Here is a 20,498-nt window from a genome sequence, read left to right as displayed (position 1 = left end):
GAACATCCGTCAACTCCCCAGATTTTGGGGCGCTCCGCGCCGCGACGGCCGCTGATTTACTATCGAATTGTTAAGATATGGCGGTCATTCTTTATGCGGCTGCGGAGGAAAAGCTCAGGTTTGGATGATGAAGTCGGCGGAAACAGCTTCTTTCCTGACCGTGAGTCAGAACGAGCTTCAGGCAATGGCCTATACCGATCCGCTGACCGGATTGGGAAACAGCAACCGTATGCGGGAGAAGGTCCTGCAGATTTCCGCCGAGCGCGCCAGCGACCCGGCCCCTTTTACCATCGGCATTGCCAATCTCGACAGCTTCAAGCCGATCAATGATCTTTTCGGCTCTGCGGCGGGTGACGAGATCCTTTGCCAGGTGGCGCATCGCCTCAAGGCCTGCATTCCCGACGGTGCGCTGGTCACGCGCCATGATGGCGATGAATTCGCCTTCGTGCTGCCGCTGATCTTCGAGCGGGCGAGTGCCGAGAAATTCGGCCAGATGATCCGCGAGGTGCTGTCGGCGCCCTATGACCTCGGCGACCGCAACGTCCGCCTTTCCGCTTCCTTCGGCTTCGCCATCTATCCCTTCGCCGGAGAAGATTGCGAAGAGTTGCTGAAGAGCGCTGAAACCGCGCTCTACCGCTCCAAGCGCCGCGGCCGCGGCCAGATCACCGTCTATTCGCGCGAAATCGCACAGGAAATGAAGCGAGCGACGCAGTTGGAGCAGGCGCTCAGAAACGCCATCATATCAGACGCGATCGACGTGCATTTCCAGCCAATCGTCTCGCTGTCCAACAATCAGGTCCTGGGCTTCGAGGCGCTTGCCCGCTGGAACGATCCCGATCTCGGCTTCGTCTCGCCCGGCGTCTTCGTACCGCTCGCCGAAGAGCGCGGCTTCATCGATGCGCTGTCGGAGGCGCTCTTGCGCAAGGCTGCGGAAGCGGCGCTTTCCTGGCCGCGCGAACTCTTCCTGTCGTTCAATCTCTCCTCCGCGCAGCTGATGGATCCGGGCACGAGCAGCAGCGTCCTGTCGATCCTCGGCCGCGTCGGCTTTGATCCGCATCGCCTGGAGCTGGAGATCACCGAGACCGCGGTGATGGGCTCGGCCGACACCGCTCACCGCATCATCGCCGATCTGCGCGCCGCCGGCGTGCGCATCTCGCTTGATGATTTCGGAACCGGCCAGTCGAGCCTCGGGCGCCTGCGTGACTTCATCTTCGACAAGATCAAGATCGATCGCGCCTTCGTCTCGCGTATCAATTCCGACCGCGCCTCCGAACACATCATCAAGGCGATCCTCGCCATGTGCGAGGGTCTGGAGCTGGAAGTCGTGGCGGAAGGCATCGAGGATTATACAGAAGCAGTGAAATTGCGCACGCTCGGCTGTGGCATGGGCCAGGGCTATCACTTCGGCCGTCCAGCGGATGGTATCGCCACGCTGCGCTTCCTGCACGAAAACTATTACGACGCAACGCTCGCGGAGCGTGCCAGCGCATAAGGCCAACTTTCACATAAATAAAACGATGGCGCCCCTAGGAGCGCCATCGTCTACGCTATACTACCGTGCACGGGTTACTTAGGCGTGGTCGAGCCGGTCGCCGTGGTGTCGGTGCCCGTCGCGGCCGGAGCCTTCTCAGCCGACTGCATTGCCAGCGTCTTGAACTCAGGTGCGGCCTTCAGCGATTCAGCCGTTTCATCGGTCGTCAGCTTGACGCTGCCATCCTGGGTGTTCTGGGCGATGGTGATCTTCTCCATCGGGACGGCGACGTCCTTTTCGCCGATACCGAGGAAGCCACCGACGCCGACGATCGCGGCAACGATGCCGCCGTCCTTCTTGAGGATCAGGTCGTTGACGCTGCCGATGCTTTCATTGTTGGCATTATAGACCGACTGGCCGATATAGGTGTTGGCGCTGACCTGGTCGGGCGCCTGTTCGGTCAGATAAGCGGCCTGAGCGGTGTCGGCCGTCGGTGCCGGGGCCGGAGCCTGTGCGGCATCACCTGCGGGTTTCGTTACGTCAGGTGTCACCGGCGGTTTCGGTGCTGCCGGATCGGCGGGAGCTGCCTGCGTCGGAGCGGCAGGATCCGCCGGCTGGGGGGCCGCCTGCGAGAATGCCGCCGGTGCGAAAGCCGTGGCAAACAATGCGCCAGCGGCAACGGTCGTCAGAAGTTTGCGTGTCATTTCGAACCTACTTTCATTTCCCTGGAGTGATGGCTGGCCCGGCAATGCATGTTTGGAAGACCATGCTTGCCGCGCCGGTTCGAAGAGGAAATGACTGGTGCGCTTATTGGTTCCGGTTGAAAACACGGAAAATTTCTCGATTCTCACGGAACATTTATCGAAGAACGGCTGCCCAAACGCGAAAAAGGCGCCTCGTCGGAAGCGCCTTTCGTCTCTGCGAGCAAACAGTCTCAGACCACGTAGACGGGATCGAATATGCCTTTGACCTGGATGCCGAGCTCCAACAGCGCACCGGCGCTGGGCTGCGCCGAACGGGCATCCTCGTCGAGCCCTTCCCAGGCGGTCGTCACCGCCAGCCGGTCGGCATTGGCGCCGATGAAGGCAGGGCACGAGGGCTGGACGGCGGGAACCTTATAGCGTGAGATGCGCAGGCCGTCCGGATTGTACCGGTCGACGACGCCGGCGCCCCAGCGCGCATTCCAGATATAGCCGTCGGCATCGACCACCGAACCGTCGATACCGCCGGGCTCGTTCATGCTGTCGACGAGCACGATCGGCTCGCCGGCGGGCAGACCCGTCTGCGGATCGACCAGGACGCGCATCAGCCGGTTGATGCGGGAATCCGTGTAGTAGCCGATCGTGCCGTCCGGGGAAAAGCAGATCGAATTCGGAATGCTGATGCCGTTGAAGATCTTCGTCACCTTGCCGCCGGCGACGTGATAGATGGCGCCGGCCTGGTTTTCCGCCCGCTTGCTCATCGTGCCGATCCAGAGTGAGCCGGAGGGATGGGTGCGGCCGTCGTTCGAGCGGTTTTCCGGCCTGTCGTTTTCGAGCGCGGCATAGAAGGTGAGGTTGCCGCTGCCCACGTCGCGCACGAAAAGCCCCTCCTCGGTCGCGATCAGCTGCCGTCCGGCGTCGATGCGGGCCAGCACGCTTGCCATGACCGGCAGCGCATGGACCTTTTTGGCGCGTGTCGAAAGGTTGAGCTCGTGCAGCTCCTTGCCGAGGATGTTAAACCACCAGACGGTATCGCTGTCCGGATCATAGGTCGGACCTTCGCCGAGAACGGAATTGGTGTTGCAAAGGGTCTTGCCCTCGAACTCGTAGATGTCGGTCATACGTTCACGCTCCCATAGCTGCATCATAGGCGTAAATGGTCGCCTTGGCGCGCTCGGCAACCTCTGCCGCGGTCATTGCCGGTTTGTAGATGCTGGTGCCGAGGCCGAAGGCGAAGATGCCGGCTTTGGTGTAATCCGCGAAATTCTTGTCCGATACGCCGCCGACGGCGGCGATCGTGAGCTCCGGCGGCAGGATGGCGCGGATCGCGGTGATGCCGGAAGGACCGAGCACGCTGGCGGGAAAGAATTTGAGACCGGTGGCGCCGGCGCGCGCGGCGGCGAGCGCCTCGGTCGGCGTAAAGACGCCAGGCATCGTCACCATGCCGTATTCACGTGCCCTGATGATCACCTCGGGCTCGACATTCGGTGTGACGAGCAGCTTGCCGCCGGCCGCATCGAGGCTGTCGACCGCTTCGACGGTTAGCACCGTGCCGGCGCCGATCAGCACCTCGGCCGGCGCCATTTTCGCGGCGATCTCGATGGACTTGAACGGCTCCGGCGAATTGAGCGGGATCTCGATCGCCGTCAGGCCGTTTTCGATCAGGGCGCCGACGACGCTTTCGGTCTCGTCGGGCCTGATGCCGCGAAGGATGGCGATCAGCGGACGCTTCATGTCGGGGAAGGGGATGCGGTTCATCGTGTCGGCTTTCTCAATTCGGCCAGATGGCTTCGGCAGCGGCCGAAAGCCCGCGGCGCACGGCGGCGTCCGCATCGATGGCGGTGAAGTCAAGGGAGAGAGTTCTGAAGGCTTGCTCGTAGAGCGCCTGCAGCCGCCCGGAGGCGACGAGGGTAATGCCGGTGCCGTTTGCCGCATCCTGCAGCGCGCCGGCGATTTCGAGGCCGACCAGCGTGCCGGAAAGCCGGGCTTGGGCGGCAGCAGCGGAGATCCCGTGCAGGAGCTGGCCGGAGCGAGCGGTAAAAAGCAGATTGGAGGCAAGTGCGGGATGCGCGAAGGCCGCCGATACGGCCGCCTCGAAGGCCGCCGCATCCGCCGGCTGCTCCTCGACGCCCGCAACGGCATGCGACAGGATCGTGTGTTTGCTGACCGCGTCGAAAAGCTCGCCGGTCATGAAGGTCGAAAAGCCCGTGACCTTGCCGTCCGCGACATGCACCCATTTCGAATGCGTGCCGGGCATGCAGACCGCCTGGGCCCCGGATCTTGCGCGGCCGAGTGCGCCGAGAAGCTGGGTTTCCTCGCCGCGCATGACGTCGGGTCTTGCCGCGTCGCGCTGAGCAAGGCCCGGCAGGATACGGATGTCACGGCTTTCCCCAGGCACGGAAACCGCCCCGGTCAGGATCGAGGCGAGGGGCGCCGGCACGTCGATATAGCCGGCTTCGACCCACCCCTGTCTTGCGCCGGCCATGCCGCAGACGATCACCGGCAGGTTTTCCGGCGCTTCGATGGCGGCAAGATGGGCTGACAGCACTTGGGAAAAGCCGGTCTTTGCCGCGCTCGTCATGCCTTCGCCGCTGCGGCGTTCGGCCAGGATGCTGCCGTCCTTGCCGATCAGCCAGAGCCGGAAGCTGCTGGTGCCCCAGTCCACCGCGACATAAGCGGGATTTGCCATTACAGAATGCCTCCATCGACGATCAGGGACTGGGCGGTCATCGCAGCCGCGCAGTCGGATGCAAGAAACAGGCAGGGCCCGACGATCGCCTCGGGCTTGAGCGCTTTTTTCAGGCATTGCTGCTCCACCGAGCGCGCAATGCTCTCCTCGGTCAGCCAGAGCTGCATCTGCCGTTCGGTGACGACCATGCCGGGCAGGATGCAGTTGACCCGGATATTTTCCGGCCCGAGCCTGCCCGCCATGCTCTTCGTCAGCCCGACGACCGCCGCCTTCGCCGCCGCATAGGAGGGAAAACCGCCCATGTTCAGCTTGAAGGCGATCGACGACATATTGACGATCGCGCCGCCGCCGGCGGCTCGCATCGACGGCGCCACCGCCTGCGAGGTGAAGAACACATGGCGCAGGTTGACTGCCTGGTTGTTGTCCCAATAGGCCTCAGTCACCTCGTCGAATTCGTGGCGGTCGTCCCAGGCGGCATTGTTGACGAGTACCCGGATCGGCCCGGAAGCGGCAACGACGCTATCGACCGTGCGCCGGATCGCCTCGATATCGCGCAGGTCGGCATGATAGAAGGTAACGGGATGGGCCGTTTCGCGCGACAGCTTTTCGGCAAGCCTGCTGCCGGCGGCCTCTGCGATATCGATGAAGGAGACCTTGGCGCCCTGCCGTGCGAAACCTTCGACGATCGCAGCGCCGATGCCCGATCCGCCGCCGGTCACGAGCACGGCTCGGTCTTTGAACTCGGGAAACTGTGCTGGCATGTGCGGTCCCATTTCCTCCCGATATTTTTGTTCCATTATTTGGAACTTAATTTGACTATATGGAATTATCGAATTAGGCTGCCCTGTCTGTCAAGGGCGGAAGAGATGATGAATTCAAACGGCGATGGTATCACGCAGGCACGCGAAACCGGCACGCTCGGCAAACTGATGGTTCTGCTCGATCTCGTGACCCATGCCGATGCGCCGCTGCGTTTCACCGATATCCTGTCGCTGGCCGGCCAGCCGCGCGGCACGCTGCATCGCCAGTTGAGCCATCTTGTGGAGGAGGGGCTGCTCGAACTCGACGGCGACGGTCGTTACTCCCCCGGCCTGCGCCTGCTCGATTTTGCGGCGCGCAGCTGGGCGCGCAACGAATTCCGGCTGATTGCCGAACCGCACCTTGCCGCTCTGCAGCAGGCGACCGGAGAGACGGTGCATCTCGGTGTCCTCAGGGGATCGTCGATCATCTATCTCGACAAGGTGGAAGGCCGCCAGTCGGTGCGCATGTACTCGCAGATCGGCAATGCCTCCCCCTGTTACTGCACCGGCGTCGGCAAGGCCGCGCTTTCCTTGCTTGCGCCCGAAAGTCTGAGAGGCCTTGTCGCCGGCTTGAGCTTCACCAGGTTCACGGCCTCGACGCATGTTTCGGCTGAAACGCTGCTAGCCGAAATCCGCGAGATTGCCGATCGGGGCTATGCCTTCGACTGCGAGGAACATGAGGCCGGTATCCGCTGCGTTGCCGCGCCTGTCTGGTCCGAGGACCGGACTTTTATCGGCGGAATATCGATTACCGGCCCGGCCTATCGACTGTCGATGGAACTTTTGCGCGAATGGGCCGTTCCAGTTCAGCTGGCGGCTGAGAGGATCATGGAGGGCATGCGTATCCGCCTCGGTCCACGCCGCTGACGGAACAAACGACATTTGCCTCTTTGCTGGGACGCGATCGCAGAGCATGCTTATGATGAGCGCGATATTGAGATTTGGCGGCGAATCACCACAACTGAAACCGTCCGCGAAATCTCAATCATTCACCGGCCGAACGCTTCACGCCGAGGCCCATTCCATTTGATCCAACCAGCGATCGTCATTGCCCGATGCATTGAACCGGCCGTGGGGCGGGTTTTGCAAGCGGTTTGCCGGTCGCTGCGACGAAGATGAAGAAATGTGATGGCACCCTTGGCGCAAACATCCCCGGAAGAAGACGACTATGTCGAGGAAATAGCGGGTCTGAAGACCCAGTTCGATATTTTCCGCTTCATGAAACGCGTGACGGAAGATTATCGCTGCCGTGCCTTCATGGTTCTCAATCTGCCGCCGATCACCTCCTTCGACCTGCAGGGCAGCACCGTCATCACCAGCTGGCCGGCCGAGCTTCTGGCGATTTACGACCAGGAGGCCTTGATGGTGAACAGCCCCGTTCTCAGGCGGCTCAGAACCTCCACGCGGCCTTTCCTTTATGACATGACGCGGCCGGACTGGTCGCGCGACGACGGCAAATCCGCCCTCGTCGCCGGGCTGTTCGAACGTTTCAAGATGATGCGCTGCGCCTATTTCCCGACGCATGAGCCGTCCGGTCTGCGCGGCGCCGTCTCCTTCGCCGGCGATCGCGAACCTTTCAGCCCGGCGGAAATGCGCGAACTTTGCTACATCGCCATCCATGTCTTCGACAGGCTCGCCGAGATCCGCAACCTCGACACGCGCATGACCGATACACTGACCGACCGCGAGATCGATTGCCTCAACTGGACGGCGGCCGGCAAGACTAGCGCCGAAATCGCTGAAATCCTCACGCTGTCCGAGCACACGGTCAATCACTACCTCAACCGCGCCACCAAGAAGCTCGATACGGTCAACCGCACCCAGGCGGTCGCCAAGGCGCTGCGGATCGGCCTGATCAAATAAGGTGCAAAAAACAACGGTCCGCTGCGCCGGCCGCCCAGCGCATAGGCACGCTCCTCCCGAAAAGGGATGATCGCGAGCGTATTTGCGCTGTTTCTCCTGTTTTTTCATCTGGCACGCTTTCTGCATCTCTTCGGTCAGAGGTCCAGAGGGGACTTTGGTGACAGCGCCAGGAAATGGCGCGCCCGACACACCGCTGTCCGATGCCGATACCGCTTCTCTCCGGTTCTTCGGCGTCGGCAGCGGTTGTTGCGTTTTGGCACCGCCTTTTGCGCAGCTGTTCAGGTTTCCCGCTTCCTCCACCATTTTTTGCTGGCCTTTTTTCCAGCTTACTCTAGTTCGCCCGCATTGCGCCGGTTCCAGGGGAGGCCGTTGCGGCCATCAGGGCGAAAGCCCGGCGGACTTGATGGCCGCAACGGATTCCGAATTTCTCTTCCCGCTTTGCACAAGCCCGTAGATCCATTCCCGCCCAATGATTTTGATTGGCGAAGACGTGCGCCTCCACTATCTCTACCGCATGATTTGAGGTGCTACGGCGTCGTTTGCGCGTCTTGAAAGACGCGACGCCCCGTAGTCTGAAAGAAGAAGCAGTGAGGGTGGAATGACCGACGTCACCAAGGAACAGGTTCTCGAAACGCTGAAGACCGTGCGTGGGCCCGATCTCGAGCACGATATCGTCGAGCTCGGCATGGTCTCCGACGTCTTCATCTCCGACGGCAAGGTCTATTTCTCCATCACCGTTCCGGCCGAACGCGCCAAGGAGCTGGAGCCGATGCGGCTCGCTGCCGAGCGCGTGATCAAGGAAATGCCGGGCGTCAAGGGCGCGCTCGTGACGCTGACCGCGGACAAGAAAGCCGCCGCCGCTGCTCCCGCCGCCCGTCCGGCGCAGAACCCGTCCCATGGCCATGCCGGCCACGACCACGCGCACGATCATCGGGGCCACGCGCATGCGCACCAGCAGCAGCCTCCGCGCGCCGGCAAGATCGGCGTTCCCGGCATCGGCGCCATCATCGCGGTCGCCTCCGGCAAGGGTGGGGTCGGCAAGTCGACCACGGCCGTCAACCTGGCGCTCGGGCTGCTCGCCAACGGTCTTCGCGTCGGCATTCTCGACGCCGATATCTACGGCCCCTCCATGCCGCGGCTATTGAAGATATCCGGCCGCCCGACGCAGATCGACGGCCGCATCATCAATCCGATGGAGAATTACGGCCTCAAGGTCATGTCGATGGGCTTCCTCGTTGACGAGGAGACGGCAATGATCTGGCGCGGGCCGATGGTCCAGTCGGCGCTTTTGCAGATGCTGCGCGAAGTGGCCTGGAGGGAACTCGACGTCCTCGTCGTCGACATGCCGCCCGGCACCGGCGACGCACAGCTGACCATGGCGCAGCAGGTGCCGCTTGCCGGCGCCGTCATCGTCTCCACGCCGCAGGATCTCGCCTTGATCGATGCCCGCAAGGGCCTCAACATGTTCCGCAAGGTCGAAGTGCCGGTCCTCGGCATCGTCGAGAACATGAGTTATTTCATCGCCCCCGATACCGGCACCCGTTACGATATCTTCGGCCATGGCGGCGCCCGCAAGGAAGCCGAGCGCATCGGCGTGCCCTTCCTTGGCGAAGTACCGCTGACGATGAATATTCGCGAAACTTCCGACGCCGGCACGCCGCTCGTCGCCTCCGAGCCGAACGGCATCGTCGCCGGCATCTATCGCGGCATCGCCGCCAAGGTCTGGGAACAGGTTGGCGGCCAGCCGCAGCGTCCGGCGCCGGCGATCGTTTTCGACTGATGCGGTTCGGTGATAACGACATGCATGAAACAAGGAGCTGAAGCGAGGCCGAATCGGCGTGGGCCAATACCCCAAATTGTGGGGGAAGCGTGGTGAAAAGCCGCTCTTCACGGAAGATGTCTTGATTATTTCACGGCTTTGCTTCATATGCCCCGGCGCCATGATGGCGTTTGCTGCAGATGCTCACTGACGGCCGTCTTCGTTTCGAAGCTTGCCGCCCGCCTGCAAGTTCGGAGTTGTCTTGTCGATCGAAGGATTGGTAACCGCGATGCGGTGGAGCACGACACGCATGCCGGCCACTCAGGTTGGATGCAGCCGGAGTTGCATGAGCTTTCTTGACCCGCTTTCGTTTCGATCCATGACGAGCGATCTTCGCGCCGCCGCGCTTGCGGCGGCATGGAAGGGCTTGCAATGAAGAGGGTTGTGGCCGCGAAGCGGCGCGAACAGCGGAGACCGTGCCGGTGATCACCGCCTACTGTTCCAATTGCAGGTCGGTTGAGATCCGCGATATCTCGCACAGGGCCCCCTTTCCCGAGGATGTCGTCTGGATCGACATGGTCGACCCGACCCGTGAGGAGGAGCTCTATGTCGAGAAGGTGCTCGGCATCGAGGTTCCGACCCGCGACGACCTCAAGGATATCGAGCCCTCCGCCCGTCTCTATGTCGAACGCGACGCCGTCTTCATGACCGCTTCGCTCCTCTGGAAGGCTGATACCGACGCGCCGACGCTGACCGACGTCGCTTTCATTCTGGCCGGAAACCGCCTGGTCACCATCCGCTACGCCCATCCCAAATCCTTTGCGCTGTTCATCGCCGCCCTTCACCGGCTGCCGGAAAGCTGGCGCAGCGGCGCTGCCCTTCTCGCCAAGCTCTTGGAAACGATCGTCGACCGCACTGCCGAGATCCTCGAGATCTCGGTCTCGCGCATCGACATCCTGTCGATGCATGTCTTCGGCGACCGGGCAAAGAAGGTGCGCAAGCCTTCGAACTATCTCGAGGAGAAGCTGAGGGATATTGCCGGCCATCACCGGATGATCAGCAAGCTGCGCGACAGCCTCGGTTCGCTTTCGCGCCTCCTGACCTTCTTTCACACGATCCCGGCGATCCAGCAGGACCGCGAGGCGAAGGAACTCTGCCGCACCGTCTCGCGCGATATCCAGTCGCTGTCGGAGCATGCCTCCTTCGTCGCCGCCAACATCACCTTCCTGCTCGACGCTTCGCTCGGGTTGATCAACATCGAGCAGAACTCGATCATCAAGATTTTCTCGATCGCATCGGTGGTGTTCCTGCCGCCGACGTTGGTCGCCTCCATCTATGGCATGAACTTTCAGGTCATGCCGGAGCTGACCTGGGCCGCGGGTTATCCCTATTCGCTGGCCCTGATGGTGATATCAGCCGTCGTCCCCTTTTTCTTTTTCCGCTGGAAAGGCTGGCTCTGAGGAGCCTGTTGAAACTTCATGTCTGAAGAGAGCCATCCGAACGAATCCCAGATGACGCCGCGAAAGCTGTTTTATCTTGCGCTGGGTTCCGTCGGCGTCGTCTACGGCGACATCGGTACGAGCCCGCTCTATGCCTTTCGCGAGGCGCTGAAGCCGGTGGCCCATGACGGTCTCACCCGTTTCGAGGTCATCAGCCTGATCTCGCTGATGATCTGGGCGCTGACGATCATCGTCACCATCAAATATGTGCTCTTCCTGCTGCGCGCCGACAACGACGGGGAAGGCGGCACGCTGTCGCTGCTCGCCCTTCTGATGAAGACCGCCAACGGCCATACCGCCTTGCTGATGCTGCTTGGGCTGATGGGCGCCGCCCTCTTCCTCGGCGACGCGATGATCACGCCGGCGCTGTCGGTGCTGTCGGCCGTCGAGGGCCTGAAACTCGTCACGCCGAGCCTTTCGGAATATATCGTGCCGATCTCGGTGGTGATCCTGGCGCTGCTCTTCGTCGTGCAGTCGCGCGGCACCGGCGCCGTCGCAAAGTTCTTCGGTCCGATTACCGCCCTCTGGTTCATCGTCATGGCGGCCGCCGGCATTTCCCATATCTCGGACGATTTCGGCATCCTTGCCGCTTTCAACCCCTATTATGCCGTCAGCTTCCTGCTGCATGAAGGCTTCTACGGTGTTGTCGTGCTTGGCGCCGTCTTCCTGACGGTGACGGGTGCGGAAGCGCTTTATGCCGATCTCGGCCATTTCGGCCGCCGGCCGATCCAGTGGGCCTGGTTCCTGCTGGTCTTCCCGGCGCTGACGCTGAACTATCTCGGGCAGGGTGCCCTCGTTCTCGGCAAGCCGGAAACGATGTCCGATCCCTTCTATCTGATGTATCCGCAATGGGCGTTGCTGCCGGTCGTCATCCTTGCGACCGCCGCGACGATCATCGCCAGCCAGGCGGTCATAACGGGCGCCTTCTCGATGGTGCGCCAGGGCATCAACCTCGGTTTCCTGCCGCGCATGGAAATCCTCTTCACCTCGGAAACCAATACCGGGCAGATCTTCGTGCCTTCCGTCAACGCCGTGCTGTTCATCGGCGTCATCTTCCTGGTCCTGAGTTTCCAGACGTCCGACGCGCTGGCGACCGCCTACGGCATCTCCGTCACCGGCGCCATGGTCGTCACCTCGATCATGGCCTTCGAATTCGTCCGTGCCCGCTGGAACTGGTCGATTCCGGTCGCCATCATCGCGCTCGCGCCGCTGGTCTTGCTCGAGTTGATCTTCCTCGGTGCCAACCTTTTGAAGATCCACGACGGCGGCTATATCCCGATCCTGATCGCCACGGCCTTCACCGTCATCATGTGGACCTGGCGCCGCGGCACGGCGATCCTGATGGAAAAGACCCGCCATACCGACATTCCGCTCGCCTCCTTCGTCAGCTCAATCGAGCGCAAGAGCGAGCATTCCCCGGCCCAGGTTCCGGGCACGGCGATCTTCCTGACCAGCGATCCGGAATCGGCGCCCGCCGCCTTGCTGCACAATCTCAAGCACAACCACGTGCTTCACGACCGCAACGTCATCCTGACGATCCGCACGGTCAACAAGCCGCGCGTGCCGAGCCAGGACCGCTACAAGGTCGAGCAGATTTCCGAGCGTTTCTCCCGCGTCGAGCTGCTCTTCGGCTTCATGGAATCGCAGAACGTCTCGCAGGCCTTGGCGACGCTCCGCAAAACCGGGCTGAAGTTCGACATCATGTCGACCTCCTTTTATCTCGGCCGCCGCAAGCTGGTGCCGGACGCCAAATCGGGCATGCCCTACTGGCAGGACCGGCTCTACATCGCGCTCGCCAACGCCGCCGCCAATCCCTCCGATTACTTCCGCCTGCCGGCCAACCGCGTGGTGGAGCTGGGGTCTCACGTCATTATTTGAGTGTTCCCTTCTCCCCAGCGGGGAGAAGGTGGCCCGAAGGGTCGGATGAGGGGGCCACACGGCACGCCCTTCATTGCCCTTCGCTTGCGCTCAGCGCATCGCTCCTGTCGTCGCTCACCCCCTCATCTGCCTGCCGGCATCTTCTCCCCGCTGGGGAGAAGGGAGTTGCCGTAGCGCCTTCGTCCCCTTTCTCCTGAGCCAGAGTAAGAGATTGGACGAAGTTGCTGTTTGGTCCGACACCACCAGCATCAGAATATCCCAAACCGCGCATGGCCACATTCCGGCACGCTCCGTTAACCAGACATCAAGGTTAATGCGGGATTTATAGGGGAATGTTCCCGCGTCCCATGCCCGGAGTTCGTGTTGCGTCGAAAGAGCTCTTCCCGTAGCAAGCTGCGTCTTCTTCCCGAGAACTGGGTGTCGCCTGTCATCTTCGGGCTCGCCGGTTGGCTGATTTTCCCGAGCGTCGCATCCCATGCCGATCTCGCCGCCATGCTTGCCGGTCTCGACCGGGAAGGGGAGAACTGGCGCATGGTGCTGACCAATTCGCCGGCCGGCTCCATCCATCAGGCCGAATTGGCTTTTGCCGATCCGGCGGTGACGGGTTCGATCTCTTCAGGCGCCGGCATGGTGCTGCCGGATGGCCGCAAGGTTGCTTTTACTGCCAAGGACAAGGGCCACGAGGCGACGCCGGACGAGGATCGCGTCAACCGCGGCACCAAGAAAGGCCGCGTCGTCGCAGTCGAGAAGATGCAGCCGCCGAAGGATTTTTCCGCCGGCTCCATTCTCGAGCGTACGAAGATGCTCTTCACCCCGAGCTTCGATCTCAAGGACAGGTCGGCTTTCGTCAAGCCGAAGATCCAGGGCAAGGAAATCGAGATCGCCACATCCTTCTATAAGAAGCAGCCTGTTGTGACCGATAGGGGCGTGCCGGCGATGCTCGCAAGCCTCGTGACCAGCAGTAAGGCCGATGTGCTCGCCACCGCCTATGCGCCGGCAGCGCCGGACTATTCCCGGCAGTCGCCCTTCGATTCGATCCTGACCGAACGGGACAGTGGCCGCTTCGTGCCGGAGATCGGCCCGCGCGATCACGCCTGGGCGGCAAGCGTGCTGTCGCCGGACGTCTTTTCCGCCCGCGAGCAGCAGTGCCTTGCCTCCGGCATCTATTTCGAGGCTCGCGGCGAATCGGTCAAAGGGCAGGCGGCGGTCGCCCAGGTGATCCTCAACCGTGTTCGCAACCCCGCCTATCCCAAAACGATCTGCGGCGTCGTCTATCAGAACGAGGACTGGCGCAACCGCTGCCAGTTTTCTTTCGCCTGCGACAGCATCAAGGACCGGGTGAATTCGGAATATCACTGGCGGGTCGCCCGCGATGTGGCGATGGCGGTGACGGCAGGCAAGATCTGGCTGCCGCAGGTGGGCTCGGCGACGCACTACCACGCCGTTTACGTTCGCCCGAAATGGGCAAAGACCATGGAAAAGGTCGGCCGCATCGGTCTCCACGTCTTCTATCGCACCTATGGCGGCGGCTGGAGCTGAGAAAAACCGCCTGGCCAAGCCGTTTTTCGGCCGGGAAAAGCGGATTCTTTCAATCGAATTTGCACGTTCGATCGGAAATCGACTTAACATCTTGATTCGACGGAATTATTTTCTGGCTGGACAGAAGCTGTCTACGCCTTGACTATACTAATCCCTAAAACTATGTTGCGCGCGACTTCAGAACGGGCCGGAAGGTTCTCAACCTTCGCGTCCAGAGTCCGAATGACCGGGGTAGCGGGAGTGCGGGCGACGGGCAGGCGAGGAGAGATCCATGGCGGACGACCGCGAGGAAAGTCTTGAAAAGCGCCGTGCGCAACTGGGAGCGGAACTCGCGACCAAGCGTGTCGAGGCAGGAGAGGACAGGGCCAGGGAAGCCAACGCCGAGGAAAGCCGTAAAGGTTATGCCCAGGCGATGAAGCTTTCCAGCGAGTTCATTTCCGCCATCGTCGTCGGTGCCTTGCTTGGCTATGTCCTCGACCGTTTTGTCGGCACGGCGCCTTGGGGTTTGATTGTTCTTCTGCTTCTCGGATTCTGTGCCGGCGTTCTGAACGTGTTGCGTTCTGCGGGAAAGGTGTCTCACCCCCTGGACCGCGAGGACGGCAAGAAATAAGGACCGGTTCCCGGTCCAGTGCAATGATCCCGCGTCCTGCGGGCCAAAAAGAGAGAACCTGCGGTGTCTAACGATCCGACTCATCAGTTCCTGATCCAGAAGATTGTGCCGATCGAAATCGGCGGAATTGATTTCTCGTTCACCAACGCATCCCTCTTCATGGCCGCTTCGGCAGCTGTCGCCGCCGGCTTCCTGTATTTCTCGACCTCGAATCGGGCCATCGTGCCGGGTCGTTCGCAGTCGGTCGCGGAAATGTCCTATGAATTCATCGCCGGCATGCTGAAGGAAGGCGCGGGCAAGCAGGGAATGAAGTTCTTCCCGCTGGTCTTCTCGCTCTTCATGTTCGTCCTGACGGCGAACCTGCTCGGCATGTTCCCCTATTTCTTCACGATCACCAGCCAGATCATCGTCACCTTCGCGCTGGCAATCCTCGTGATCGGCACGGTTCTCGTCTACGGTTTCTATAAGCACGGCTTCCACTTCCTGAATGTCTTCGTGCCCTCGGGCGTGCCGGGCATTCTGCTGCCGCTGGTCGTCGCGATCGAAATCATTTCTTTCCTGTCCCGCCCGATATCGCTCTCCGTTCGTCTCTTCGCAAACATGCTCGCCGGTCACATTACGCTGAAGGTGTTCGCAGGCTTCGTAGTCTCGCTTGGAGCTCTCGGTACAGTCGGCGTCGGCGGAGCCGTTCTTCCCCTCATCATGACCGTCGCCCTGACCGGTCTCGAGTTCCTCGTCGCCTTCCTTCAGGCTTACGTCTTTGCGGTGCTGACTTGCATGTACCTCAACGACGCAATCCACCCGGGCGGGCACTAAGGATAACGACATCGACGTCTCCAGGGCGTCAGTCATTCGCCGCAACAACCATTTCAAAGGAGTTCAACATGGAAGCGGAAGCAGCAAAGTACATCGGTGCAGGCCTGGCTTGCTTTGGTATGGCCGGTACGGCTCTCGGCCTCGGCAACATCTTCGGCAACTACCTGTCCGGCGCACTGCGCAATCCGTCTGCCGCTGACAGCCAGTTCGGCCGTCTGGTATTCGGCTTCGCCGTTACGGAAGCTCTGGGCATCTTCTCGCTGCTCGTTGCTCTCCTCCTCCTCTTCGCCGTCTGATATCGGCGAATAGATGGATCACGGCCTGCTGACCGCAAGCCGTGATCCTTTGCATTTGCAGTCCACCTGGAGGTGAGCATGTTTTTTGTGACCCCGGCTTACGCTGAAGAAGCACCGGCGGCAGCGACCGGCACGGATGCGCATGCCGCTCCGGCCGCAGGCGAGGTCCATACCGAGACCGGCGTTGCCGAAGGCGAACACGCCCGCGGCCCGTTCCCGCCCTTTGATTCGACGACCTACGCATCCCAGCTGCTTTGGCTGGTGATCACGTTCGGCGTCTTCTACCTCCTTATGCAAAAGGTCATCGCGCCGCGCATCGGGGCCATCCTCGATCAGCGCCACACGCGCATCTCCCAGGATCTGGAAGAAGCAGGCCGCCTGAAGGCGGAAGCCGATGCTGCCGTCGAGACCTATGAAGGCGAACTGGCCGCTGCCCGCGCCAAGTCGAATGCGATCGGCGCTGCCGCGCGCGACGCCGCCAAGGCCAAGGCCGACGAGGATCGCCGTACTGTCGAAGCCAGCCTGTCGGAAAAGATCAAGGCTGCCGAAGCCCGTATCGCCGAGATCAAGGCGAAGGCTTTCGCCGACGTCGGCACCATTGCCGAGGAAACGGCGGCTGCCGTCGTCGAACAGCTGATTGGTGGCACCGCCGCCAAGGCAGATGTCGCCGCCGCCGTCGCGGCCGCCAAGAAGGAGGCTTGATCGATGGAATTTCACTTTGACGCGACTTTCTTCGCCTTCGTCGGCCTCGTCCTGTTCCTGGCCCTGGTCGTTTATCTGAAGGTTCCGGGCATGATGGCACGGTCGCTCGACGACCGCGCCGATCAGATTCGCAATGAGTTGGCGGAAGCCAAGCGTCTGCGCGAGGAAGCCCAGCATCTGCTTGCCGAATACCAGCGCAAGCGCAAGGAAGCGGAAGCCGAAGCGGCCCACATCGTTGCCGCCGCCGAGCGCGAAGCCGAAATGCTGACTGCCGAAGCGAAGAAGAAGACGGAAGAATTCGTCGCCAACCGCACGGCGCTTTCCGAGCAGAAGATCAAGCAGGCCGAAGCCGATGCGATGAAGGCGGTCCGTTCCGCCGCAGTCGATCTGGCGATCGCAGCCGCCGAAACGGTGCTTGCCAAGCAGGCGGACGGCAAGGTCCAGTCCGAACTCTTCGGCAACGCCGTCGGCCAGGTCAAGACCCGGCTCAACTGAGCGGTATTGAATGGAATGAAGGAAAGGCCGGGCATGTCCCGGCCTTTTGTCTTTGTGGAAGAGTTTGTCCTTTACTCGGCCGCGTGCGGCGCCTTGATCCGCCGAGCTGCCCCATCCGCCTGCACCGGCACCTTCGGCCCGCATGCGGGGAGAAGGTGCCGGCAGGCGGATGAGGGGCTGATCGCCAATTTAAAGGTGGGATATGCCGATCTTTTCTTGACGACTTATTCCGAGATCAGCTCGTCCATCTCAGGACCGCCCTCGACTTTCCGCAATGGCCTAAAACTCATCCGGTGCAGGGAGCAGGGGCCGTGTTTCTCGATGCCGGCGCGATGCTGCGCGGTGCCGTAGCCCGCATGCGCGGCAAAACCGTAGTCGGGAAACACGGCATGCGCCCGCGCCATCATCCGGTCGCGCGTCACCTTGGCGACGATCGAGGCGGCGGCGATAGAGACCGAGCGGGCGTCGCCCTTGACCACGGCCTGTCCCGGGCAGTCGAGGCCGGGCGGCACGTCGAGCCCATCCGTCAGCACGTAGCTTGCCGGAATGGCGAGGCTGCAGATGGCGCGGCGCATGGCGTCGAGGCTCGCCTTGCGAATGTCCGTCTCATCGATGCGTGTCGAGCTGGAGGAGGCGATGGAGACGGTCGCCGTCGCAAGGATCTGCACGAACAGTTCCTCGCGCCGCTGCGCGGAAAGCTGCTTGGAATCGTTGAGACCTTCAGGGATGCGCTTGGGATCGAGGATGACGGCAGCGGCCACAACAGGCCCGGCCAGCGGCCCGCGGCCTGCCTCGTCGGCTCCGGCGACCGGCCAGTGGCCGGCCTTGCGGGCTTTGAGCTCGAGCTTGAAATCCGGCACGAGCGGGACCGTGTCGAAAAGCAGGGGAGAATCGGGTGGCGTGCGACGTTTCATGCGGCTGAACCTCGCACGCCAACCCGATTTCCCGCAAGTCCCCGGATCAGGGCGGCGGCCGGGGACGGTCCGGCGGATGGTGGCGGTCAGGGCCATCCGCGGGAATTGCGCTCGGGCTCGAAAACAGGGCGGTTTTATCGAGAAGCCGATGCGCAAGCCTGAAAAATCAGAGCAGCGACAATTGTACCCCGCTGCCATCAGGCGGCACGAACAGATCGTCGCGCAACGGCACGCTGCGCCGCGTCAGTTCGAAGCGTCTCGCCGCCATTTCGAAGCGGCGCGCGATCTGCCAGGCATAAGGGCCGGCGCCCTTCATGCGTTTGCCGAATTCGGCATCGTAATCCTTGCCGCCGCGCATCGAACGCACCAGCGACATCACATGCCGGTAACGATCGGGATAATGCTGCAGCAGCCAGTCGCGGAAGAGCGGGCTGACTTCCAGAGGGAGCCTGAGGATGACGTAGCTCGCCTCGGCAGCGCCGGCCGCTTTCGCCGATTCGAGGATGCGCTCCAATTCGTGATCGTTCAGCGCCGGGATGAGCGGGGCGGCCATGACAGCCGTCTGGATACCGGCTTCGGCAAGCGCATGGATCGTCTCCAGGCGCCGCGGCGGCGTGGCGGCGCGCGGCTCCATTGCCCGGGCGAGCTTGCGGTCGAGCGTCGTCACCGAGATGCCGACGCGCACCAGGTTCTTAGCCGCCATCTCCTGTAGAATGTCGAGGTCGCGCAGGATCATTGCCGATTTGGTGACGATCGACACCGGATGGTTCGCCTTGTTCAGGACTTCGAGGATGCCGCGCATGATGCGCCATTCTTTCTCGATCGGCTGATAGGGGTCGGTATTGGTGCCGATCGCGATCACCCGCACCTTGTAGCCCGGCTTGGCGAGTTCCCGCTCCAGCAGCTTTGCCGCATCCGGCTTGGCAAAGAGCTTCGTCTCGAAGTCGAGCCCCGCGGAGAGCCCCATATAGGCGTGGGTCGGCCGGGCGAAGCAATAGATGCAGCCGTGCTCGCAGCCGCGATAGGGATTGATCGAGCGATCGAAGGAAATATCGGGCGATTCATTGCGGGTGATGGCCGTGCGGGGTTTTTCGACCTGCACGTCCGTCTTGAAAGGAGGCAGTTCTTCCAGCGTCTGCCAGCCGTCGTCGAAGGTCTCCCGCTGCAGCGCCTCGAACCGCCCTGTCGGGTTCAAGCCCGCGCCACGGCCGCGCCGGCGATCGACCTCGATCCTGAGGCCGGAGGAAACGATCATCGCATCGGCAATATCTGCCGTATTGGCAGGCGCGAATGCGGCCTGCCCTGCCAGGGACTGCTCTCTCATCGGATTCTCCCGCGGCGGAAGAGCCATTGCCTCCGCCCGTTTTGATGATTAAATTCCTATCGTCAAAACGAGAACAATGCAAGAACAAAATGCGGAAAAGGGTGCTGGAAAAAAATTGTGCGGCGCATTATGAATAGTCGATGTTGACTGTTGTTCTCGAATGCCAGGATCAGGAATCCGAACTGGCGCAGACTTTATCGGTGCTCGTGGCAGGCGCGGTGGAAGGGCTCGTCAGCGATGTGATCGTGCTCGACCATGGTTCGCGCGACGGCACTTCACGGGTGGCGGATGCGGCCGGTTGCCGTTTCCATTCACAATGGGATATCAAGGACATCGTTCGCTCGGCCCGCGGTGAATGGCTGCTCTTCGTCGAGCCGGGGGCAAGGCCGCAGGCCGGCTGGATCGATGAGATCGCCGAGTATGTGGCGCTGAACAAGACGCCGGCCCGCTTTACCGCCTCACGTGGTTATCGACGCCCGTTCTTCCAGCGCGTCGCGCGCGCCCGGCCGCCACTGGAACTTGGTTTATTGATGCCGAAGAACCATGCGCTCGCCGCCGCCAGAAGCGGCATGCCACTTGCCGACTTCGTCAAGGGTCAGAAGCCGCGCAAGCTCGTGAGCGAATTGATTCCTTCCTGGGTCGCCCGCGCAGCGCGATAGACGTCGCGTAAAGATGGCGCCCAATACGATTTCGCGCTATAATTTCGCCATGGCGCCGCCGAAGCGCCTCGCTTCGTAACGGATGGCCATGGAATGCCGGTGGACGGCAGAACAGGTCAGCGGAAATCTCCTCTTCTGCCGGGGTCCCGGCGAAAGGAGGTGCGTCGTGGTACGCGGTATGATTTACGGCCTGCTGGCCGTCATAGTGCCGATATCGATGATCGCGCATCCGCATCCGGCAGCATCGCAGACGATGCTCAGTTGCGCAGGCCGATCCGATGTCGTCAGTTTCCTCGACAGGAATTTTGCTGAAAAACTGACAGCGGTCGGGCTGGTCAACCAGAACGCCGTTCTCGAGGTCTATGCCGCCGAAAGCGGTACCTGGACGCTCGTCGTAACGGATGTTCACGGCATAAGCTGCATTCTGCTGTCGGGTGACAGCTGGGAAACGATGCCCACCTTGCCGGGCCTTGCAACATAGAG

The 20,498-nt window shown here is 61.9% G+C and carries 21 protein-coding genes; 14 read left to right on the top strand and 7 right to left on the bottom strand.

Annotated elements, in window-relative coordinates; all coding sequences use genetic code 11:
• Positions 1-124: 124 nt before the first annotated feature.
• Positions 125-1,492: a putative bifunctional diguanylate cyclase/phosphodiesterase gene (locus QD408_RS09350; RefSeq protein WP_414139099.1), complete on the top strand. Its 1,368-nt coding sequence runs from the start codon at positions 125-127 to the stop codon at positions 1,490-1,492.
• Positions 1,493-1,566: 74 nt separating this feature from the next.
• Here the strand turns inward: QD408_RS09350 and QD408_RS09345 are convergent, their stop codons facing one another.
• The 5 genes from QD408_RS09345 to QD408_RS09325 form a co-directional block, all read right to left on the bottom strand.
• Complete coding sequence (locus tag QD408_RS09345) at positions 1,567-2,175, bottom strand: PRC-barrel domain-containing protein (protein WP_414139098.1); 609 nt, start codon at positions 2,173-2,175, stop codon at positions 1,567-1,569.
• Positions 2,176-2,405: 230 nt separating this feature from the next.
• Positions 2,406-3,293: an SMP-30/gluconolactonase/LRE family protein gene (locus QD408_RS09340; protein WP_414139097.1), complete on the bottom strand. Its 888-nt coding sequence runs from the start codon at positions 3,291-3,293 to the stop codon at positions 2,406-2,408.
• 4 nt (positions 3,294-3,297) lie between these two features.
• Positions 3,298-3,930, bottom strand: a complete 633-nt coding sequence (locus QD408_RS09335; protein WP_414139096.1) for a 2-dehydro-3-deoxy-6-phosphogalactonate aldolase — start codon at positions 3,928-3,930, stop codon at positions 3,298-3,300.
• A 13-nt stretch (positions 3,931-3,943) separates the two neighbouring features.
• Positions 3,944-4,861, bottom strand: a complete 918-nt coding sequence (locus QD408_RS09330) for a 2-dehydro-3-deoxygalactonokinase (RefSeq protein ID WP_414139095.1) — start codon at positions 4,859-4,861, stop codon at positions 3,944-3,946.
• On the bottom strand, positions 4,861-5,622 hold the full coding sequence (locus QD408_RS09325; protein WP_088680611.1) for an SDR family NAD(P)-dependent oxidoreductase: 762 nt from the start codon (positions 5,620-5,622) through the stop codon (positions 4,861-4,863). Before QD408_RS09325 ends, QD408_RS09330 begins: the two co-directional genes overlap by 1 nt.
• A gap of 108 nt (positions 5,623-5,730) precedes the next feature.
• On the opposite strand from QD408_RS09325, the gene QD408_RS09320 reads away from it, so the two are divergent.
• From QD408_RS09320 to QD408_RS09270, 11 genes are all read left to right on the top strand, one after another.
• Complete coding sequence (locus QD408_RS09320) at positions 5,731-6,528, top strand: IclR family transcriptional regulator (RefSeq protein WP_088680834.1); 798 nt, start codon at positions 5,731-5,733, stop codon at positions 6,526-6,528.
• 261 nt (positions 6,529-6,789) lie between these two features.
• On the top strand, positions 6,790-7,524 hold the full coding sequence (locus QD408_RS09315) for a helix-turn-helix transcriptional regulator (RefSeq protein ID WP_088680612.1): 735 nt from the start codon (positions 6,790-6,792) through the stop codon (positions 7,522-7,524).
• Between the two features lie 598 nt (positions 7,525-8,122).
• Entirely contained in the window at positions 8,123-9,304 is a 1,182-nt protein-coding gene (locus QD408_RS09310) for an Mrp/NBP35 family ATP-binding protein (RefSeq protein WP_414139094.1), read from the top strand.
• Positions 9,305-9,765: 461 nt separating this feature from the next.
• Entirely contained in the window at positions 9,766-10,743 is a 978-nt protein-coding gene (locus tag QD408_RS09305) for a magnesium transporter CorA family protein (protein ID WP_414139122.1), read from the top strand.
• Between the two features lie 18 nt (positions 10,744-10,761).
• On the top strand, positions 10,762-12,660 hold the full coding sequence (locus QD408_RS09300) for a potassium transporter Kup (protein WP_088680615.1): 1,899 nt from the start codon (positions 10,762-10,764) through the stop codon (positions 12,658-12,660).
• A gap of 363 nt (positions 12,661-13,023) precedes the next feature.
• Positions 13,024-14,199 carry a cell wall hydrolase gene (locus QD408_RS09295; RefSeq protein ID WP_414139093.1) on the top strand — a complete coding sequence of 392 codons (1,176 nt, stop codon included), beginning with the start codon at positions 13,024-13,026 and terminating at the stop codon, positions 14,197-14,199.
• Between the two features lie 271 nt (positions 14,200-14,470).
• Entirely contained in the window at positions 14,471-14,809 is a 339-nt protein-coding gene (locus QD408_RS09290; RefSeq protein WP_088680618.1) for an AtpZ/AtpI family protein, read from the top strand.
• A gap of 63 nt (positions 14,810-14,872) precedes the next feature.
• Positions 14,873-15,625 carry a F0F1 ATP synthase subunit A gene (locus QD408_RS09285; RefSeq protein WP_088680619.1) on the top strand — a complete coding sequence of 251 codons (753 nt, stop codon included), beginning with the start codon at positions 14,873-14,875 and terminating at the stop codon, positions 15,623-15,625.
• A 68-nt stretch (positions 15,626-15,693) separates the two neighbouring features.
• Complete coding sequence (locus QD408_RS09280) at positions 15,694-15,921, top strand: F0F1 ATP synthase subunit C (protein ID WP_088680620.1); 228 nt, start codon at positions 15,694-15,696, stop codon at positions 15,919-15,921.
• A 78-nt stretch (positions 15,922-15,999) separates the two neighbouring features.
• Positions 16,000-16,623 (top strand): F0F1 ATP synthase subunit B, encoded by a 624-nt coding sequence (locus tag QD408_RS09275; RefSeq protein WP_088680621.1) that lies wholly within the window; start codon positions 16,000-16,002, stop codon positions 16,621-16,623.
• Positions 16,624-16,626: 3 nt separating this feature from the next.
• A complete protein-coding gene (locus tag QD408_RS09270; protein WP_088678525.1) occupies positions 16,627-17,118 on the top strand; it encodes a F0F1 ATP synthase subunit B in 492 nt (163 codons plus the stop codon).
• Between the two features lie 224 nt (positions 17,119-17,342).
• On the opposite strand, the gene QD408_RS09265 is transcribed toward QD408_RS09270, so the two are convergent.
• Positions 17,343-18,032, bottom strand: coding sequence for a ribonuclease HII (locus QD408_RS09265; RefSeq protein ID WP_088680623.1), 690 nt, complete (start codon positions 18,030-18,032; stop codon positions 17,343-17,345).
• 166 nt (positions 18,033-18,198) lie between these two features.
• Positions 18,199-19,356 (bottom strand): PA0069 family radical SAM protein, encoded by a 1,158-nt coding sequence (locus QD408_RS09260; protein ID WP_088680624.1) that lies wholly within the window; start codon positions 19,354-19,356, stop codon positions 18,199-18,201.
• Positions 19,357-19,496: 140 nt separating this feature from the next.
• On the opposite strand from QD408_RS09260, the gene QD408_RS09255 reads away from it, so the two are divergent.
• Positions 19,497-20,015: a glycosyltransferase family A protein gene (locus QD408_RS09255; protein WP_088680625.1), complete on the top strand. Its 519-nt coding sequence runs from the start codon at positions 19,497-19,499 to the stop codon at positions 20,013-20,015.
• 166 nt (positions 20,016-20,181) lie between these two features.
• On the top strand, positions 20,182-20,496 hold the full coding sequence (locus QD408_RS09250; RefSeq protein WP_088680626.1) for a hypothetical protein: 315 nt from the start codon (positions 20,182-20,184) through the stop codon (positions 20,494-20,496).
• Positions 20,497-20,498: the final 2 nt, after the last annotated feature.

Origin of the sequence: Rhizobium sp. BR 249, from assembly GCF_047445895.1 — a bacterium.
Classification (GTDB): domain Bacteria; phylum Pseudomonadota; class Alphaproteobacteria; order Rhizobiales; family Rhizobiaceae; genus Rhizobium.
The sequence above is the reverse complement of the archived record's forward strand: the minus strand, read 5'-3'. Positions and strand labels throughout refer to the sequence as shown.

Excerpts from the sequence above, each read along its gene's own strand:
- QD408_RS09350 (WP_414139099.1), top strand. The coding sequence starts at position 125 with ATGATGAAGTCGGCGGAAACAGCTTCTTTCCTGACCGTGAGTCAGAAC.
- QD408_RS09345 (WP_414139098.1), bottom strand. The coding sequence starts at position 2,175 with ATGACACGCAAACTTCTGACGACCGTTGCCGCTGGCGCATTGTTTGCC.
- QD408_RS09340 (WP_414139097.1), bottom strand. The coding sequence starts at position 3,293 with ATGACCGACATCTACGAGTTCGAGGGCAAGACCCTTTGCAACACCAAT.
- QD408_RS09335 (WP_414139096.1), bottom strand. The coding sequence starts at position 3,930 with ATGAACCGCATCCCCTTCCCCGACATGAAGCGTCCGCTGATCGCCATC.
- QD408_RS09330 (WP_414139095.1), bottom strand. The coding sequence starts at position 4,861 with ATGGCAAATCCCGCTTATGTCGCGGTGGACTGGGGCACCAGCAGCTTC.
- QD408_RS09325 (WP_088680611.1), bottom strand. The coding sequence starts at position 5,622 with ATGCCAGCACAGTTTCCCGAGTTCAAAGACCGAGCCGTGCTCGTGACC.
- QD408_RS09320 (WP_088680834.1), top strand. The coding sequence starts at position 5,731 with ATGAATTCAAACGGCGATGGTATCACGCAGGCACGCGAAACCGGCACG.
- QD408_RS09315 (WP_088680612.1), top strand. The coding sequence starts at position 6,790 with ATGGCACCCTTGGCGCAAACATCCCCGGAAGAAGACGACTATGTCGAG.
- QD408_RS09310 (WP_414139094.1), top strand. The coding sequence starts at position 8,123 with ATGACCGACGTCACCAAGGAACAGGTTCTCGAAACGCTGAAGACCGTG.
- QD408_RS09300 (WP_088680615.1), top strand. The coding sequence starts at position 10,762 with ATGTCTGAAGAGAGCCATCCGAACGAATCCCAGATGACGCCGCGAAAG.
- QD408_RS09290 (WP_088680618.1), top strand. The coding sequence starts at position 14,471 with ATGGCGGACGACCGCGAGGAAAGTCTTGAAAAGCGCCGTGCGCAACTG.
- QD408_RS09280 (WP_088680620.1), top strand. The coding sequence starts at position 15,694 with ATGGAAGCGGAAGCAGCAAAGTACATCGGTGCAGGCCTGGCTTGCTTT.
- QD408_RS09275 (WP_088680621.1), top strand. The coding sequence starts at position 16,000 with ATGTTTTTTGTGACCCCGGCTTACGCTGAAGAAGCACCGGCGGCAGCG.
- QD408_RS09270 (WP_088678525.1), top strand. The coding sequence starts at position 16,627 with ATGGAATTTCACTTTGACGCGACTTTCTTCGCCTTCGTCGGCCTCGTC.
- QD408_RS09265 (WP_088680623.1), bottom strand. The coding sequence starts at position 18,032 with ATGAAACGTCGCACGCCACCCGATTCTCCCCTGCTTTTCGACACGGTC.
- QD408_RS09260 (WP_088680624.1), bottom strand. The coding sequence starts at position 19,356 with ATGAGAGAGCAGTCCCTGGCAGGGCAGGCCGCATTCGCGCCTGCCAAT.
- QD408_RS09255 (WP_088680625.1), top strand. The coding sequence starts at position 19,497 with ATGTTGACTGTTGTTCTCGAATGCCAGGATCAGGAATCCGAACTGGCG.